The following is a 15,288-nucleotide window of genomic DNA, read 5'->3' as shown; positions in this document are numbered from 1 at the left end:
GATTCTGTGTTTTGTGTTGATCGTGCCGGACTCTGCGCGCCTACCTGCCGCTGAACACCGCGGCGCGCTTCTCGCGCCAGGCGGCTGCGCCCTCGCGTAGATCTGCCGACTCTCCGGCCCGCGCGATCTCGCGTTCCAGCGCGGCCGTGTCCAGCGTGCCGCGCGCGATCTGGTTCAGGGCCTGCTTCATCCCCAGCAGGGCGATGGGTGCCATGCCGGCGAGCGTGGCGCTGAGCGCATCCACGCGCTGCGCGAGGGCGTCGGCGTCGGCCGCGACGATCTCGGTCAGGAAGCCCACCTTGAGCATTTCAGCCGCATCGAGCCGGTCGGCCGTCAGGAAGAGGCGCTTGGCGGTGTCCACGCCCAGGCGGCTGACATAGCGCTCCAGTCCGCCCCGGTAGAAATGCAGGCCGAGCCTGGCCGCCGGCATGAACATGTCGCAGTGGGGTGCCCCCACGCGGAAGTCGCAGGCCAGGCAGAGATCCGTGGCGCCGCCATAGACGCCGCCGTTGACCGCCGCGATGGTGACCGGGCGAGCGGCTTCGATCAGGTCGATCATCTCGCCGAAGGCCGGCGCCCCCGCCTCGTCGGCATTGGCCAGCGCGCCGATGTCGTAGCCGCTGCAGAAATACTTGCCGGTGCCGGTGAAGCGCAGTACCAAAACAGTCTCCATCGCATTGACGGAGTTGATATGCTCGCGAAGTACCTGCAAATCACGCGGGCTTAGCCGGTTCGCTACTTCGGGACGCTCGAAGGTGATGGTTGCAACGCTTCCATCGATGCTGAGGCGGGGTTCGCCGTGTTTTTGCATATGAGATTGATGTTTAGATATATTGAAGATAATTTTAGATATGCCCAAAGAGCCTTCAAATCGAGGTTTACCCGTGCAATCGCTCCAGGATCGGATCCGGGAGGCCATTGAGGAAGAAATTCACGCCGGCAAACTGAAGCCCGGATCGCAACTGGACGAGCGCGCGCTGGCCGAGCAATTCGACAGTTCGCGTACGCCGGTGCGGGAGGCATTGCTGATGCTTGCGGCGCAAGGCCTGGTGACGATCGTGCCGCGCGCGGGGATCTTCGTGCACAAGCCGACCGTGGCTGAACTGGTGGCGATGTTCGAGACGCTGGCCGAGATGGAGGGCGTGGCGGCGCGGCTGGCAACGCAGCGCATCACCGAGGCGGGCAGGGCGGCGCTGTCGTCGGCGTTCGAGCATTGCCGGGCCTTCGTGGAGGCGGCCGATACGCCGGGCTATGTGGATGCCAACCGCGATTTCCACGATGTGCTCTATCAGGCAACAGCCAACCCGTACCTCGCAGAGCAGATTCGCATGCTGCGGCGGCGGCTGGCGATCTACTGGCGCCATCGCGGACTCATCAACCCCGCTCGCGTGCCGAGTTCCTTCCAGGAGCATGGCGTGATCGTGGCGGCGGTGCTGGCGGGCGACGCGGACGCGGCGGCTGACGCGATGCGCGCGCATCTTTCGGCGGGCGGCAAGGCCGTCGCCGATCTGGTGCTGCTGGCGCAGGACGCTTATGACGAGCCAGCCGCCGGCGCGGGAGGGCGCTGAGGCAATCGCGCCGCGCCGAACGCGCGTGCACGGCAACTGGTAGCATCGCAGTCAGCTTGTCCGGCGCCCACGGGTGCCCGATAACCCCTGGATGAAGGAGGCTGCGCCGCTGCCTCCGTTTTTCAACGCTGTTTCCCTGAGTCTCCCGCCTCGTGTCCGCCGATACCTATTTCTACGAGCCTGCCAACGGGCATGGCCTGCCGCACGATCCCTTCAATGCCATCGTCGGGCCGCGACCGATCGGCTGGATCTCCTCGCGCGGTGCCGATGGCATTGTCAACCTGGCGCCCTATAGCTTTTTCAACGCCTTCAACTACACGCCGCCCATCGTGGGTTTTTCCAGCATTGGCTACAAGGACAGCGTGCGCAATATCGAGCAGACCGGCGAGTTTTGCTGGAACCTCGCCACGCGGCCGCTGGCGGAGGCAATGAACGCGAGTTGCGCCGCCGTGCCGCCGGAGGTCGACGAGTTCGTGCTGTCCGGCCTCACGCCCGTGGCATCGCGCGCGATTGCCGTGCCGCGCGTGGCGGAAAGCCCGGTCTCGTTCGAATGCAGGCTCACGCAACTGATCCAGCTCGAAGGCGTCAACGGCGAGAAGGTGCCGACCTGGCTGGTGCTGGGCGAGGTGGTGGGCGTGCATGTCGACAAGGCACTGCTGAAGGACGGCATTTATGACACCGCCGCTGCCCGGCCGATCCTGCGCGGTGGCGGCCCCGCCGATTACTTCGAGATCGGGCCCGAGGCACTGTTCCACATGCGGCGCCCGCGCTGAGCGCTGAAGGCGCTGCCGCCCGAGGTCCCTGCCGGCTGATCGCCGGCTTTTTTACGCCTGTGAAATCCACCTTGACAGACAGACCTGTCTACACAAATAATGTAGACAGGTCTGTATCATTCTATCCGTTCCCGATGGGTCGCGCGAACCCGCCGGGCCGTGAAGGATGTGCTGCGGACCCGCTTTCCGATTCCTAAAATCCGTCGCTGCCATTCCGGCAGCCGGGTTCTTTCACAGCCAGGAGCAACCGATGTCGTCCAACCCCGAAGTCCGTCCCCCCTTGCCCCCGTTCACCCGTGAAACCGCCATCCAGAAAGTGCGCGGCGCCGAAGACGGCTGGAACAGCCGCGACCCCGAGCGCGTGGCGCTCGCCTATACCGTCGACAGCGCCTGGCGCAACCGTGCCGAGTTCGTCAACGGCCGGGAGGCCATCGTCGCCATGCTCACGCGCAAATGGCAGAAGGAGCTGGACTATCGCCTGATCAAGGAGTTGTGGGCCTTCGACGGCAACCGCATCGCAGTGCGCTTTGCCTACGAATGGCACGATGATTCCGGCAACTGGTATCGCTCCTATGGCAACGAGAACTGGGAGTTCAACGAGGCCGGCCTGATGCAGCGGCGTTTTGCCTGCATCAACGACGCGCCGATCAAGGAGGCCGACCGCAAGTTCTTCTGGCCCCTGGGCCGGCGCCCCGACGATCACCCGAGCCTGAGCGATCTCGGCTTGTAAGGCGCACGGCCTGCCGCGGCGGCGCTTGCCGTACGCGACAGGCCGAAGCTTGATCAGGGATAATCCGCCCAACTTTGCACATCCAAGGAAACTTTCAGCCATGGCCACGCCTTCCGCCCGCGAGCGCATCCTGGATACCGCGGCCCGCCTGTTCTACCAGGATGGCCTGCGCGCCACCGGCATCGACAAGATCATTGCAGAATCCGGCGTGGCCAAGATGTCGCTATACCGGCATTTCGCCTCGAAAAACGAACTGATCTCCGCCTTCCTGGATCGTCGCCACGACAGCTGGATGGCATGGTTCGAGCAGGACGTGGAAGCGCGCTTCGCCGCCACGCCGGGGCTGGAAGTCATTGCCGATGCGCTGGCCGACTGGTTCACCGACGGAGAATTTCGCGGCTGCGCCTTTATCAATGCGGTGGCCGAAGCGGGGGCCTCAGGCGAGGGCACGCAGATCGAGCAATCGGTGGCGCACAAGGCGGCGCTCGCCGCGTTTATCGGCATGCTGGTCAGGCGGCTCGGCCTGCCGGAGCCCGAAGCGATTACCGAAGAGGCGATGCTTTGCGTGGAGGGCATGATCGTGCGCTACCAGATGACGGCCGATCCTGGTGTCGTCGATGCCGGGCGCCGCCTGCTGCGCCGCCTCCAGCAAGTGCACTGAAAGCCAGCGCCGGCCAGTTGACGACCGGACTATTGCCGCAGCGAGGTGATCAGCCGGATGCCGAGCAGCGCCATCACGCCGCCGGCGGCGCGGTCGAGCCAGAGCTTGAAGCGCAGGTAGAAGGCGCGCGGCGCCGCCGACGACAACGCCACCGCCACGATGGCGTACCAGCCGGCCTCGATCGCAAAGACCATCACCGGCAGCGCGAGCAGCAGGGACGCCGGCACCTCGGCCGGCAGCAACGCGGCAAAGACGCTGGCGTAGACGACTGCCGTCTTGGGGTTGCTCAGTTGCGTGGCGAATCCGCTCAGCAGGGCGCGGCCGCGTCCCGGCGCTTGTGCGCCGTTGGCGGCCTGCGAACCGGCAGCCATCGCAAGGGGCTCGCTGGCGCCGCGCCAGATGCGCGCGCCCAGGTAGACAAGATAAAGGCCGCCGCCCACCTTCATCGCCATGTAGAGCCACGGCACCGCCGCCAGCAGGAGCTTGAGCCCGAGCAGCGCGGCCGCGGCAAACACCACGCCGCCCAGCCCCATGCCAAGCGCCATGTGGAGCGCATCCGCGCGCGAACGGGCAATGGCGGCACGGGCCACCATGACGAAGCTCGGGCCGGGGCTGACAGCGCCAAGCGCCAGTGCGCCGCCAATGGCCAGTGTCGATGTGAATGCGTCCATGCGTCTGTCTTGTCGGGAAGGGATGGGAGCTGCGCCGCGGGCCGGCACGATGCCGATGCGCCATGTTAGCAGCAAGACGCCCGCCCTCAGCGTTCCTCCCGTTCAGTCGCCGCCGGACGCCATCCGGCTCAGCCCTCCAATGGCCTCCGCCAGTTCCGCGCGCAGTACCGCCATCAGTTCGGTTGCCGGCAAGGCGCGCGACAGTTGCGCGGCCTGGCCGGCCCATTGCGCCGCAAACTCGGCATTGCCGCATGCCTTGGCAGCCGCGTGCAGCGCCTTGCCGGCATCGTAGGTGATGGGGTAATCGGGAATCGGCGGGCAGTCCGGCGCCTCGCCCAGTTTGGTGAGGCGGTTCACGAAGCCGCGCGCTCGGCGGCCGGAGATGGAGCGGGTCAGCGTCGTGGGGGACGGCTCGCTTGCCAGCAGCGCGGCCCGGTAAGGCGCGTCGGCCGCGGTTTCCGGGGCGACGACGAATGCCGTGCCCAGTTGCGCTGCCTGCGCACCCAGAGCCAGCGCGGCGGCAATGCCGGCGCCGTCCATGATGCCGCCGGCGGCGACCACCGGCAGGGCAGTGTTGCGGACCAGAAGGCGCACCAGGGCCATGGTGCCAAGCCCTTCGTCATGCCCCTCGGTCTTGAACGTGCCACGGTGGCCGCCAGCTTCCACGCCCTGCGCCACGATAGCGTCGATGCGCGCATCGGCGATCTGCCGCGCTTCGGCGAGATGGGTGGCCGTGGCCATCAGGAAGATGCCGGCCTCATGCAGTGCGTCGATCCAGGCCTGAGCCGGCAAGCCGAAATGGAAACTCACCACCGCCGGCCGCTCCTCCAGCAGCATCGCGTACATGGCGTCGTCGGCAACAAAGCTCTTGTAGATCTCGCGCAGCGATGCCGGCGGCGTGGCGCCGAACTCGGCGAAGCTCGGCGCCAGGTAGGCCAGCCATTGCGCTTCGCGTGCAGGATTGGCGACGGCGGGAGCGTGGCAGAACAGGTTGACGTTGAACGGCTTGTCCGTCAGTGCGCGGGTCTCGCGGATGGCCTTGCGGGCGCCGTCGGCATCCGTGGCGCCGACGCCAAGCGAGCCGAGGCCACCGGCATTCGATACCGCCGCGGCCAGCGCCGGCGTGCCAACGCCGGCCATCGGTGCCTGGATGATGGGGGTAGCGATGCCGAGCCGGGCTAGCAGCGTGCGTGGCTGCGTGGCTTGGGTGGGGGTGTTCATTTGCAGGCTCCTTCTAGAGAGGTTGGATCTGTGCGGTGTGCGCTCAGGCTACGCGTGGAGGTAGCCAGCGGAGCGGGTATGCAATGGCATGGCCTTCAGAGAAAGCACGCGGCGGTCGAGGCCAGCAATGCGACCGCGGCAGCGGCAAGGGGGCCGCTGAAGCTATGGCTGTGCGCCATCAGCGCATCGGACACCAGCGGGCCGGCGATCTGGCCCACGCCATAGGCAGCGGTCATGATGGCCAGCAGGTTGAACTTCACGCGATGGGCCACGCGTTTTGCCGCCGGCATGGCGATGGTCACCGTGCCCACGAAGGTGCCGCCCACCAGCAGGGCGCTGGCCAGGTAGGCCACCGGCGAATGGCTGAGCGCGGGCAGGATCACGCCCGCTGCCTGCACCAGCAGGTTGAGCGCGAGCGCGCGCCGCGTGCCAAGGCGGCCGTGCAGCGCATGCCAGAGAAAACAGGAAGGTGCCGCGCCAAGGCCGAAGGCGGCCCAGATATGGATCGGGTCGATGTGACCGAGCGCATCGCGCACGAACAGCGGCAGGTAGGTGGCGGTGACGATATAGCCGAATCCCGCGAGACCGTAGCTGACGACGAGCGGCCATGGCCCGGGGCCGTTGGCATGGGCCAGGGCAGCGCCGGCCCCGGCGGCATCGGGCACCGCCGGGCGGTGGCTGCCAAGCTGTGGCCAGGCCAGCAAGGCCAGTACGGCGGCACCGCCGCCAATCGCAATCCACAGCAACGGGCTATGCCAGCCGGCGAGGTTGCCGGCGGCGATCAGTTCGGCGGAGAGCAGGATGCCGGCGCCGACGCCCGAGAACAACAGCGGTGCGCCATGCGGATGGCCGACCACATGGAACAGCCAGACGGAGGCGCTGATCAGTGCGATCGCGCTGAGAACGCCGGCCAGGAAGCGCACCGCGATAAAGAACCACGGCGCGGCGGGCAGTGCCAGCACCAGCAGGCATACGGCCGTACCGAGCAGGGCGATGCGGCAGAGTTGCGGTGCCGCGCGTTCCGGCATGCGGGTGACGGCAAGGGCGCCGGCCAGGTAGCCCGCATAGTTCGCGGATGCCGCCAGCGAGCCGGCGCTGACGCTCAGCAAGCCGTCGCGCACCATCAGCGGATACATGCCGGTGAAGGCGAAACGCCCGAAGCCCATGCCGACCGCAAGCACCAGCGCGGCGGCAAGCGATGGCATCCACGGCGCCATCCTCTGGCGCAGGGCGGCGTCCCCGCTCGCGGGGACCGGCTGGATCCTAGCCATGCTGCAACTCCTGCAAGAAGGCCGCGTAAGCCGAGGTCATGAAGCCCGTACGGCGCACCAGGAAGGTGTGCGCCGTACGTACCGGCACGGTCTGCAGGTTCGCCGCGCCGGGGTGGAGCGCCAGCAGCGATCTTGGCAGGATGGCCACTGCCGATCCCGCCGTCACGCAGGCAAGGATGGCGTGGTACGAAGCCAGTTCCAGCACATTCAGCGCCAGCTGCGGGCCTTTGCCGCTGGCAAGCCAGGCTTCGGCGCACATGCGATAGGTGCAGCCACGCGCGAACGTGGCCAGGCTGCGCAGGGTGATGTCTTGTGGCGTGCGCACCGGCGGATGGCTGGGCGGCAGCACCAGCAGGAGTTCTTCGGAAAACAGGAAGGTGCCTTCCAGGCCGGGGCCGAGTACGTCCATGTCGAGTGCATCCGGCGCGCCTTCCGACGGATGGGCCACCAAGGCGCAATCGATGCGATGCGCCAGCAGGGAATCGACCAGGGCCTGCGTGGTGCCGGTCTGGATCTCGATTCGCACATCCGGCCACTTGCCGTGGTAGCGCGCCAGTGGCCGGGGCAGGCGGCTGGCGGCCGAGCTTTCCATGGAGCCCACGCGCAGCGTGCCGGAGGGCACATCGCCGCGCATCGATTGCCGGGCTTCCTCGGCGAGCGCCAGCAGCCGCTCGGTATAGCCCAGGAAACGCTGGCCCTCGGGCGTCAGCGTCATGCGCTTGCTGTCGCGCAGGAACAAGGCGACGCCCAGTTCCTCCTCAAGCTGCTTGACGCGGGTGGTCACGTTCGATTGCACGCGGTCCAGGGCCTTGGCGGCCCGGGTCACGCTTTCCTCCAGCGCAACGGCCCGGAAGATCTCAAGTTCGGCCAGATCCACGGCAATCCTTTCACTAAGTTTGTTCTCAAAAAGAGAATGTATTCAGGATAACTATCATTGATGGGGATGAATAAGTCAAGAAATCCATGATGCTGGCAGGGTGGACGCGTCGGGAAGGTCCCGAGGGCTGGCGGCCAGCCTTGGCGCTCAGCGGCGCGTGGCCGGGCGCTTGCGGCCTGGGGAGGCAGCCGGCGCAGGACGGTAGCGGGCGCGCAGGGTTTCCAGGAGCAGCGGCAGCGCGGGGGCCGGATTGCTGGCGGCATAGACCACGGCCACGCCGATCCGCAGGTCTGCCTGCTCCTTGAGTTCCTTGTAGACCACACCGGCGCGCGCCATCGCCTGCAGCGAGGAAGGCACCAGCGCCACGCCCTGCCCATCGGCGATCAGGCCCAGCAGCACATGGTGGTCCGCCGGTTCCTGCACTCGCTGCGGTGCATAGTCCAGCGCGCGGAAGACGGCCTCGTAGTGGTCGAAGTAGGCGGGATTCAGCCGCCGCTGGCCCCAGAACAACGGATCGGCTTGCAGTTCCGGCAGTGAGATGCGCTTGCGCCTGGCGAGCCGGTGCGCGGCCGGCAACGCCACCACCAGCGGGTCGTCGAACAAGTGTTCCACCGCCAGTTCGCCGGTGGCGGACGGCAGGCCGATCAGCGCCGCGTCGAGCGCGCCACGGCGCAGGTCGGCAATCGATTGCTGCGATATCTGGCGTTTCTGCAGCAGCCTGATCTCCGGCGCCTGTGCCTGCAATGCCGGCGCGAGCCAGGTGAACAGGGCGGCATCGAACACGGTGGTGATGCCCAGCCGCAGGCCGTGGTTGCGCGTGGCGCGCTGCCGGGCTCGGGCGAGCAGGGCATCGGCGCTGGCGAGCAGCTCGCGCGCCTCGGGCAGCAGGCGGCTGCCCGCGGGCGTCAGTGCTACGCCATTGCGATCCCGCTCGAACAGGCGCGCACCGATGGTTTCCTCCAGCGCCTGGATCTGCCGCGTCAGCGGAGGCTGCGTGATCGACAGCCGTTCCGCCGCGCGGCGAAAGCTCAGTTCGTCCGCGACGGCCACGAAATAGTTCAACTGCCAGAGTTCCAGGCGGCTTTGCATCGGATGTCCTTGTGATACGCCAAAGGTATCACGCCGAAGGCATTGGCGGCGCGCGAACGCGCTCGCTAAGCTTGCCTCACTGTCCTGCCGACGGCACCGCGCCGCCAGGACCTCCCGATGCGAATCAAAAAAAGGAAACCGCATGAATACGCAGACCATGACACTTGGCCGCGCCCAACTTTCCGCCATCGAACAGACGGACGAGCCGTCCCTGGTCGAAGCCTTGCGTGACATCGCCCCTGACCTGGCCAGCCTGGCGATCGGTTTCGTCTACGGCGAGATCTACCCGCGCCCAGGACTCGACCGGAGGCACCGGCAACTCGTCACCGTCGCGGCGCTTGCGGCCATGGGCGGGCTTGAGCCACAGCTCAGGTTCCATCTGGCCGGGGCGCTGCATGCCGGTTGCACGCCGGTCGAACTGGTCGAACTGATGAATCATCTCGTGGTGTATGCCGGGTTTCCCGCGGCGCTCAACGGCATCGCCGCCGCAAGGGAAGTCTTCGCGAAGCAGGGCGTTGCCGTGAATACCGGCACTCCCGCGCCGGACCAGGGCGGATCGCGCTTCGAGGCGGGGCTTGCCCGCTTGCGCGAGATCGACGGCGAAGTGGGGGAGCGCGTGCTTGCCTCGCTCGAGGACATTGCGCCCGACCTCGGTCGTTTCATCATCGAGTTTGCCTTCGGCGATATCTATACCCGGCCCGGCCTCGACCTGGTCTCGCGGGAACTGGTGACCGTGGCCGCGCTGGCAGCCATTGGCTCGGCCACGCCACAGCTCAAGGTGCATATGCACGGCTTGCTGAACGTGGGTGGCTCGCGTGAGCAAATGGTGGAGGCCATCATTCATCTCGCGGCATATGCGGGTTTTCCACGCGCGATCAATGCCGCGCTGGCGGCCAGGGCGGTGCTGGCGGAGCGCCCGCCGGAGCGGCATTGACGGGTGAGCCGCGCTAACGCCGTGCGGGCCTCGGCACGGCCTGCTTGAACGGCTTCAACAAGCTCGGACGGACTGCGGCTGCGGGGACCGCGCCGGTGCCGGCCGCGCCAGCAGTTGCCGGATCGAGGCAAGGTAGCGGTCCCCGACCTCCCGGCTGGCGCGGCTGGACTGGGCGCGCAGCGTGCGCCGGGACGGCGGCGCGATATTCAGGCTGCGGCAGATCGTGGAGAGATACGGCTTGCGTTCTCCCGCCAGCCGCTGCGCGGCCGCTTGCACCACCGCATCGCCGACGCGGGCGCGCAGCCACGCCAGGACCTGCCTGTCGTATTCGTTCTGTACCCGGACAAGGTGTTCCATGATGGGCTCCCGTGAATACTGTTCATCCATACAGTTACTGTAAATATATACAGTAATCTGCGTTTTTCAAGGATGAGATATGGGCAGCCCGCTTCGGGCGGAGCAGATTCGCCTGGCAGAGCGCGGGGCGCGCTACAGCACCATGCAGGCAGCCGCGCTTGCGCCAGGACGTTGGGGCACCCGTGCCTGCCCGGCGGGCCGCTTCTCGTGACGGCGGCGCTGGCTAGCTTGCTGGTTCCTTTCCGGGGCCTCGCGAGGTGCGTCCGCACCCGGTTTGGGCACATGGGTGTCTCGCAGCGCCGGATGGTGTTTGTCCACCCAGCGGGCCGCCCGCCATAGCGCGAAGATGCAGGCAATCGCGTAGCTGCAGTAAATGAAGGTGAGCACAGGCACCTCGCTCCGCGCCCGTCTAGGGGCGAGTGGTTTGGGAAGGTGCGAGTATGCGCAAGATCACTATCGCAGGGATATCACTCGATTGGGGGGAGCTGGACGCAGCACTTGCCGCAAAGCCAGCCTGCTGGCCGTACCAGCGCAAATGCGGATGCCAGGCGCGACAATTGTTTGCAGTTAGCCCGGCGCGGCTGGCGGGTTTTCCATGCCTGGTCCTCCTCCGGCGGATCGGCGCGGTACTCCAGCAGGTCCCCCGGCTGGCACTGCAGCGCCTCGCAGATTTTCTCCAGCGTATCGAAACGGATACCTTTGACCTTGCCGGATTTCAGCAGGGAGAGATTGGGCATCGGTGATGCCGATGTACTGGGCGAGCTCGCGCGATTTCATGAACACTGCCACCACTACCGCCACCAACAACACCGCAGCCACCACAGTCGTCGCATGGATTGCGGCGGGCATTCTGCTTGCCGGCTGTGCGCCGACGCAGCTTGCCAGCCCGGACGCAACGGTGGTCAGGATCTCCCACAACGAGCCGGGCGGCGGATGTGACGCAGCGCGCCGGCCGGACCGGCAGCGGCATCACGCCAGTGCGACGCTCAGTGCGCTCTGGGCAGAGACCAGGTGGCGGCCACGGCGGCGGCGGTAGTTGCCATCCGAGTCCATCTCCCAGGTGTCGCGGTTGTCCTTCAGGTAGATCTTCAGGCCTTCCTCGATCACGCGCTTCTTGAGCGATTTGTCCAGCACGGGGAAGCACACTTCGATGCGCCGGAAGAAGTCCCGTTCCATCCAGTCGGCGCTGGACAACCGCACGTCCTCGGCCTTGTCGTTATAGAAGTAGAAAATCCGCGCATGTTCGAGGAACTGGCCAAGTACCGAACGCACCCGGATATTCTCCGACAGGCCGGGTATGCCGGGCCGCAAGGCGCAGCCGCCGCGCACGATGAGTTCGATCCGCACGCCGTCGCAGGATGCCTGGTAGAGCGCCTGGATGATAGTCGGGTCCATCAGGGCGTTCATCTTGGCAATGATCAGTCCCTTGCGGCCAGCCTTGGCGTGCTTGCCCTCACGGCGGATGGCGTCGAGCAATGCCGAATGCAGGGTGAACGGCGCCTGCCAGAAGTGGGTAAGCGTGCCGGGATGGCCCAGGCCGGTCAGCTGGGAGAACACGTTCGCCACATCCTCGACCATGGCTTCCTTGCACGTGAACAAGCCGAAGTCCGTGAAATTCCTGGCGGTCTGCGAGTGGTAGTTGCCTGTGGAGAGATGCGCGTAACGCCTGAGTTTTTTTCCTTCGCGCCGCACCACCATGGCCATCTTGGCATGCGACTTGTAGCCGACCACGCCGTACACCACATGGGCACCGGCTTCTTCCAGTTGCGCCGCCCAGTTGATGTTGGCCTCCTCGTCGAAGCGGGCCAGCAGTTCCACCACCACGCTGACTTCCTTGCCCCTGCGCGCGGCGCCGATCAGTGCCTGCAGCAGCGCCGAGTCGTTGCCGGCGCGGTACACAGTCTGCTTGATGGCCATCACATCGGGGTCTTCAGCGGCCTGGCGGATGAAATCCACCACCGGGGCAAACGACTGGTACGGATGGTGCAGCAGGATATCGCCGTCGCGGATGGCGCGGAACATGTCCGGCTGGCCCTGCAGCGCCTTCGGCAAGCCTGGCCGGCATGGCGGATATTTCAGGTCCTCGCGGTCCACGCTGTCGGGCACCGGCAGCAGCCGCACGAGGTTGACCGGGCCATTCACGGAAAACACCTCGGTGTCCTCCAGCCCGAACTGGTTCTGCAGGAACCTGGTCATCTCGTCGGAGCAGTTGTCCGCGACCTCAAGCCGTACCGCATCGCCGAAATGCCGCTGTGGCAGTTCGCCCTGCAGCGCATCGCGCAGGTTCTTGATTTCTTCCTCGTCGACGAACAGTTCGCTGTTGCGGGTGACCCGGAACTGGTAGCAGCCGCGCACATGCATGCCGGGAAACAGTTCGCAGACGTGGGCATGCAGGATGGAAGACAGGAACACAAAGCCGTGTTTGCAGCCGGAGATCTCTTCCGGCAGGAGGATCACGCGGGGCAGGGAGCGGGGCGCTTGTACGATGGCCGCGCCAGCCTCCCGGCCGAAGGCGTCCTTGCCTTCGAGTTCCACCGCGAAGTTCAGGCTCTTGTTGAGCACTCGCGGGAAGGGATGCGCGGGATCGAGGCCGATGGGGGTCAGCACGGGCATCAACTCGCGGAAGAAAAAGGCGCGAATCCATTCGGCCTGTTCCGGCGTCCAGTGCGGCCGGCGCAGGAAGCGGATTTCCTGCCGGTCCAGCTCGGGAATCAGCACATCATTGAACAGGTGGTATTGCTCCGCGACCAGCTTATGCGTGCGTGCGCTGACCAGCGCATAGACCTGCCGCGTGTCCAGCCCGTCCGGCCCGCTGGCGATCGCCTGCAGCTTGATCTGTTCCTTGAGGCCGGCAACGCGGATCTCGAAGAACTCGTCGAGGTTGCTGCTGAAGATGCATAGGAAGCGCAAGCGCTCCAGCAACGGGATGTCGCAATTCTCCGCCTGGGCGAGCACGCGCCGGTTGAACTCCAGCTGGCTCGCTTCTCGATTCAGGAAGAGCTGCAGCGCGTTGGCGCCGATGTTGGCGCTCGCGCTGGCAAGGAAGTCCGACGGAACGCCGCGAACATCACTTGGTGCGAGAGGGAGGGAAGGGGCGATCTCTAGTGGAGCAGCCGAGCCTTCTTCCATGATGCGCTTGAATCCTTCTTTGGAATGGGCCATCGCGCGCCGATGGCCTGTTGGATAGATATTACCGCGCCGCGCGGCGATTGAGGAGTGGAACTGTGGGCGAAACACCGCACATTTCTTCCAGTCGCCGGCGGGAATGGCAAAAGCGCATACGCAAGATTTGTTCCATGTTCTCTTCCCGTGCAGCGGAAGTGGATTGCGGCCAAGCGCGCTCACATGCATGATGGAGCCCTGCATGGCAACGCTGCAGCGCGCATTGTCCGCTTCACGCGATTCGCTACCTGGAAAGTCAAATCCTGGAATCCAAATGGAACTGATCTACGTTGCGGACCCGATGTGCTCGTGGTGTTACGGCTTCGGCAAGGAATTGTCCGCGCTGGTGGCGCGTTTCCCGGATCTGCCGCTGGGCGTGGTGGTCGGGGGCCTGCGCGCGGGGGCCACGGACATCATGGACGACGCGGCAAGGAATGTGCGCCTGCAACACTGGGCTCGGGTCGAGCAAGCCAGCGGCATGCCATTCAACCGCGAAGGCCTGCTGGCGCGCGAAGATTTCGTCTACGACACGGAGCCGGTGTGCCGGGCGGTCGTCACCGCGCGCATCCTCGCCGGGCAGGGCAACCTGCTCKCCGTATTCGATGCGCTGCAGCATGCGTTCTACATGGATGCCCTGAATACGACCGATGCCGGCGTGCTGGCCGGCATAGCATCGCAAGCGCTGACACGGCTCGGGTACGGCATCGATGCCGCTACGTTCGAGGCGGCGTGGCGCGCACCTGCGACCATCACCGAGACGCACGCGGACTTTGCCCTGGCACGTTCGTGGGGCGTCACCAGTTTCCCCACGCTGCTGTTGCGCGTTGGTAGCGAACTCCACGGCATCACGACCGGGTACGCTAGTGCCGGCATGATCGAGCACCGCCTGGCGTCCGTGCTGGAGCAATTGGCGGCGCGCGCCTGACGCAGGCCTGCCTGTCACCACCACGGTGACGCTTGGCTACGATGATCTATTGCCTGGGCGGCTGCTAATTCCCTTCTGCGCCATTCTCCACTGCCGGCGCCTGTTGCCTTGTCTATCCGGCCGCCAAGCGGAACGACCCCAAGAGCGGGCCAGTCTGGCTTGTCAGCGGGCAGGGCCCAGCAGGTTGGCCTGCGGTTCGCCGAAGTTGCCCAGCCCGGGCTCATTTCCTTCATCCGTTACAAAATACGGGTGGCAATGTCGTTTTGTGCTTTTTGAGTATCATTTTCGAGTGATGCTGGTGAAGCAGCGCCTCTGTTGGCATCTTGCATACGTACTATCACCTAATGCTGCGATGCGTCATTCCTTTTGCTATACTAGGGAAAACCCGATGAGGGTTATCCCTGAAAGGAAGAAAGCCATGAACTCGCAATCCGATATCAAGATGACCGACCAACTCGAACGCGAACTGATTGAACGCGAACTCGGTCCCCGCAGCCCGGCCTTTATCGATGACGTGAAGAGCGCCATCGCCGCCGTGCAAGACGTGTTTGGCCGCCTGCAAAGCCAGGCTCGCAAGGCAAAGATCGTTTTCGCGAACGGCTGATTGCCGAATTGCCAGAGCACCGACATCAAGAAGCGCGAATCAAGAGTAATTGCTGCTGTAGTGCACTGTAGTTAGCTATTGTTTGTTGTTGATGTGTGTAGTCTTGGTTTGACGGCTGTATCACTGCCGCTCGCGCCGCGCCCCGGCGCGCGTTGAAAAGCGAGGGCAGGCACTACGTGAAACCGGCGTGGATGTTTCCACGCGGCAAGACCGGCCAACGCGTCGCTCCATGGAGCGCAACGCTTCTTGGCCGGTTTTTTTATTTGAGGTTCATCCGACTTTCGTGTGGGTCAGCGCAGCTGGATGTAGGTTGAGACCACCGCAGTGGAAGTAGACGGCGATCTTAAAGTGGTCCGGATTGCGATAGCCGCAGGCTCGCTTCTGCACAGTGGCGATCTTGGAATTCAACCCCTCGACAGTGGCGATCTTGGAATTCAACCCCTCG

Annotated in this window: 17 protein-coding genes and 1 pseudogene; 8 read left to right on the top strand and 10 right to left on the bottom strand. The window is 65.5% G+C overall.

What is annotated here, in order from left to right; all coding sequences use genetic code 11:
- Window positions 1-40: 40 nt before the first annotated feature.
- Entirely contained in the window at window positions 41-811 is a 771-nt protein-coding gene (locus AC1DT6_RS24140) for an enoyl-CoA hydratase/isomerase family protein (protein WP_441632783.1), read from the bottom strand.
- Between the two features lie 73 nt (window positions 812-884).
- On the opposite strand from AC1DT6_RS24140, the gene AC1DT6_RS24135 reads away from it, so the two are divergent.
- The 4 genes from AC1DT6_RS24135 to AC1DT6_RS24120 all read left to right on the top strand — a co-directional run bounded on the left by AC1DT6_RS24135 (window position 885) and on the right by AC1DT6_RS24120 (window position 3,732).
- A complete protein-coding gene (locus AC1DT6_RS24135) occupies window positions 885-1,568 on the top strand; it encodes a GntR family transcriptional regulator (protein WP_441632781.1) in 684 nt (227 codons plus the stop codon).
- A gap of 152 nt (window positions 1,569-1,720) precedes the next feature.
- The gene (locus AC1DT6_RS24130) at window positions 1,721-2,341 is read left to right on the top strand and encodes a flavin reductase family protein (RefSeq protein ID WP_441632779.1); all 621 of its coding nucleotides are present in this window, start codon (window positions 1,721-1,723) and stop codon (window positions 2,339-2,341) included.
- A 250-nt stretch (window positions 2,342-2,591) separates the two neighbouring features.
- Complete coding sequence (locus AC1DT6_RS24125; RefSeq protein WP_045236768.1) at window positions 2,592-3,071, top strand: nuclear transport factor 2 family protein; 480 nt, start codon at window positions 2,592-2,594, stop codon at window positions 3,069-3,071.
- A 100-nt stretch (window positions 3,072-3,171) separates the two neighbouring features.
- Complete coding sequence (locus AC1DT6_RS24120; RefSeq protein ID WP_441632777.1) at window positions 3,172-3,732, top strand: TetR/AcrR family transcriptional regulator; 561 nt, start codon at window positions 3,172-3,174, stop codon at window positions 3,730-3,732.
- A gap of 29 nt (window positions 3,733-3,761) precedes the next feature.
- Here AC1DT6_RS24120 and AC1DT6_RS24115 read toward each other — a convergent pair whose 3' ends face one another.
- From AC1DT6_RS24115 to AC1DT6_RS24095, 5 genes are all read right to left on the bottom strand, one after another.
- On the bottom strand, window positions 3,762-4,403 hold the full coding sequence (locus tag AC1DT6_RS24115; RefSeq protein WP_441632775.1) for a LysE family translocator: 642 nt from the start codon (window positions 4,401-4,403) through the stop codon (window positions 3,762-3,764).
- 102 nt (window positions 4,404-4,505) lie between these two features.
- On the bottom strand, window positions 4,506-5,624 hold the full coding sequence (locus AC1DT6_RS24110) for an NAD(P)H-dependent flavin oxidoreductase (protein WP_441632773.1): 1,119 nt from the start codon (window positions 5,622-5,624) through the stop codon (window positions 4,506-4,508).
- A gap of 95 nt (window positions 5,625-5,719) precedes the next feature.
- Window positions 5,720-6,895 carry a YbfB/YjiJ family MFS transporter gene (locus tag AC1DT6_RS24105; RefSeq protein ID WP_477102571.1) on the bottom strand — a complete coding sequence of 392 codons (1,176 nt, stop codon included), beginning with the start codon at window positions 6,893-6,895 and terminating at the stop codon, window positions 5,720-5,722.
- Window positions 6,888-7,772: a LysR family transcriptional regulator gene (locus AC1DT6_RS24100; protein WP_441632769.1), complete on the bottom strand. Its 885-nt coding sequence runs from the start codon at window positions 7,770-7,772 to the stop codon at window positions 6,888-6,890. Before AC1DT6_RS24100 ends, AC1DT6_RS24105 begins: the two co-directional genes overlap by 8 nt.
- 147 nt (window positions 7,773-7,919) lie before the next feature.
- Window positions 7,920-8,861, bottom strand: a complete 942-nt coding sequence (locus AC1DT6_RS24095; protein ID WP_441632767.1) for a LysR family transcriptional regulator — start codon at window positions 8,859-8,861, stop codon at window positions 7,920-7,922.
- A 142-nt stretch (window positions 8,862-9,003) separates the two neighbouring features.
- Between AC1DT6_RS24095 and AC1DT6_RS24090 the strand changes: the two genes are divergently transcribed.
- Window positions 9,004-9,795 (top strand): carboxymuconolactone decarboxylase family protein, encoded by a 792-nt coding sequence (locus tag AC1DT6_RS24090; protein ID WP_441632765.1) that lies wholly within the window; start codon window positions 9,004-9,006, stop codon window positions 9,793-9,795.
- A gap of 54 nt (window positions 9,796-9,849) precedes the next feature.
- Here AC1DT6_RS24090 and AC1DT6_RS24085 read toward each other — a convergent pair whose 3' ends face one another.
- Window positions 9,850-10,152 carry a CppA family protein gene (locus tag AC1DT6_RS24085; protein WP_045236827.1) on the bottom strand — a complete coding sequence of 101 codons (303 nt, stop codon included), beginning with the start codon at window positions 10,150-10,152 and terminating at the stop codon, window positions 9,850-9,852.
- 79 nt (window positions 10,153-10,231) lie between these two features.
- On the opposite strand from AC1DT6_RS24085, the gene AC1DT6_RS24080 reads away from it, so the two are divergent.
- Window positions 10,232-10,363 carry a hypothetical protein gene (locus AC1DT6_RS24080; protein WP_441632763.1) on the top strand — a complete coding sequence of 44 codons (132 nt, stop codon included), beginning with the start codon at window positions 10,232-10,234 and terminating at the stop codon, window positions 10,361-10,363.
- A gap of 400 nt (window positions 10,364-10,763) precedes the next feature.
- On the opposite strand, the pseudogene AC1DT6_RS24075 reads toward AC1DT6_RS24080, so the two are convergent.
- Window positions 10,764-10,929: pseudogene (locus AC1DT6_RS24075) on the bottom strand (helix-turn-helix domain-containing protein); the annotation flags it as partial.
- A 192-nt stretch (window positions 10,930-11,121) separates the two neighbouring features.
- On the bottom strand, window positions 11,122-13,314 hold the full coding sequence (ppk1, locus tag AC1DT6_RS24070) for a polyphosphate kinase 1 (RefSeq protein WP_441632761.1): 2,193 nt from the start codon (window positions 13,312-13,314) through the stop codon (window positions 11,122-11,124).
- Window positions 13,315-13,588: 274 nt separating this feature from the next.
- Here ppk1 and AC1DT6_RS24065 point away from each other — a divergent pair, with 274 nt between their 5' ends.
- Window positions 13,589-14,239 (top strand): DsbA family protein, encoded by a 651-nt coding sequence (locus AC1DT6_RS24065; protein ID WP_477114956.1) that lies wholly within the window; start codon window positions 13,589-13,591, stop codon window positions 14,237-14,239.
- A 418-nt stretch (window positions 14,240-14,657) separates the two neighbouring features.
- Complete coding sequence (locus AC1DT6_RS24060) at window positions 14,658-14,843, top strand: hypothetical protein (protein ID WP_045236777.1); 186 nt, start codon at window positions 14,658-14,660, stop codon at window positions 14,841-14,843.
- A 270-nt stretch (window positions 14,844-15,113) separates the two neighbouring features.
- Here the strand turns inward: AC1DT6_RS24060 and AC1DT6_RS24055 are convergent, their stop codons facing one another.
- Entirely contained in the window at window positions 15,114-15,281 is a 168-nt protein-coding gene (locus tag AC1DT6_RS24055; RefSeq protein ID WP_477114970.1) for a transposase, read from the bottom strand.
- Between the last annotated feature and the right edge of the window lie 7 nt (window positions 15,282-15,288).

This window comes from Cupriavidus sp. 01L45, assembly GCF_056399885.1.
The sequence above is the reverse complement of the archived record's forward strand: the minus strand, read 5'-3'. Positions and strand labels throughout refer to the sequence as shown.

What these genes read in the sequence shown, in the direction of transcription:
- AC1DT6_RS24140 (WP_441632783.1), bottom strand. Translation starts at nt 811, where the DNA reads ATGCAAAAACACGGCGAACCCCGCCTCAGCATCGATGGAAGCGTTGCA.
- AC1DT6_RS24125 (WP_045236768.1), top strand. Translation starts at nt 2,592, where the DNA reads ATGTCGTCCAACCCCGAAGTCCGTCCCCCCTTGCCCCCGTTCACCCGT.
- AC1DT6_RS24120 (WP_441632777.1), top strand. Translation starts at nt 3,172, where the DNA reads ATGGCCACGCCTTCCGCCCGCGAGCGCATCCTGGATACCGCGGCCCGC.
- AC1DT6_RS24115 (WP_441632775.1), bottom strand. Translation starts at nt 4,403, where the DNA reads ATGGACGCATTCACATCGACACTGGCCATTGGCGGCGCACTGGCGCTT.
- AC1DT6_RS24110 (WP_441632773.1), bottom strand. Translation starts at nt 5,624, where the DNA reads ATGAACACCCCCACCCAAGCCACGCAGCCACGCACGCTGCTAGCCCGG.
- AC1DT6_RS24105 (WP_477102571.1), bottom strand. Translation starts at nt 6,895, where the DNA reads ATGGCTAGGATCCAGCCGGTCCCCGCGAGCGGGGACGCCGCCCTGCGC.
- AC1DT6_RS24095 (WP_441632767.1), bottom strand. Translation starts at nt 8,861, where the DNA reads ATGCAAAGCCGCCTGGAACTCTGGCAGTTGAACTATTTCGTGGCCGTC.
- AC1DT6_RS24090 (WP_441632765.1), top strand. Translation starts at nt 9,004, where the DNA reads ATGAATACGCAGACCATGACACTTGGCCGCGCCCAACTTTCCGCCATC.
- AC1DT6_RS24085 (WP_045236827.1), bottom strand. Translation starts at nt 10,152, where the DNA reads ATGGAACACCTTGTCCGGGTACAGAACGAATACGACAGGCAGGTCCTG.
- AC1DT6_RS24080 (WP_441632763.1), top strand. Translation starts at nt 10,232, where the DNA reads ATGGGCAGCCCGCTTCGGGCGGAGCAGATTCGCCTGGCAGAGCGCGGG.
- ppk1 (WP_441632761.1), bottom strand. Translation starts at nt 13,314, where the DNA reads ATGGCCCATTCCAAAGAAGGATTCAAGCGCATCATGGAAGAAGGCTCG.
- AC1DT6_RS24060 (WP_045236777.1), top strand. Translation starts at nt 14,658, where the DNA reads ATGAACTCGCAATCCGATATCAAGATGACCGACCAACTCGAACGCGAA.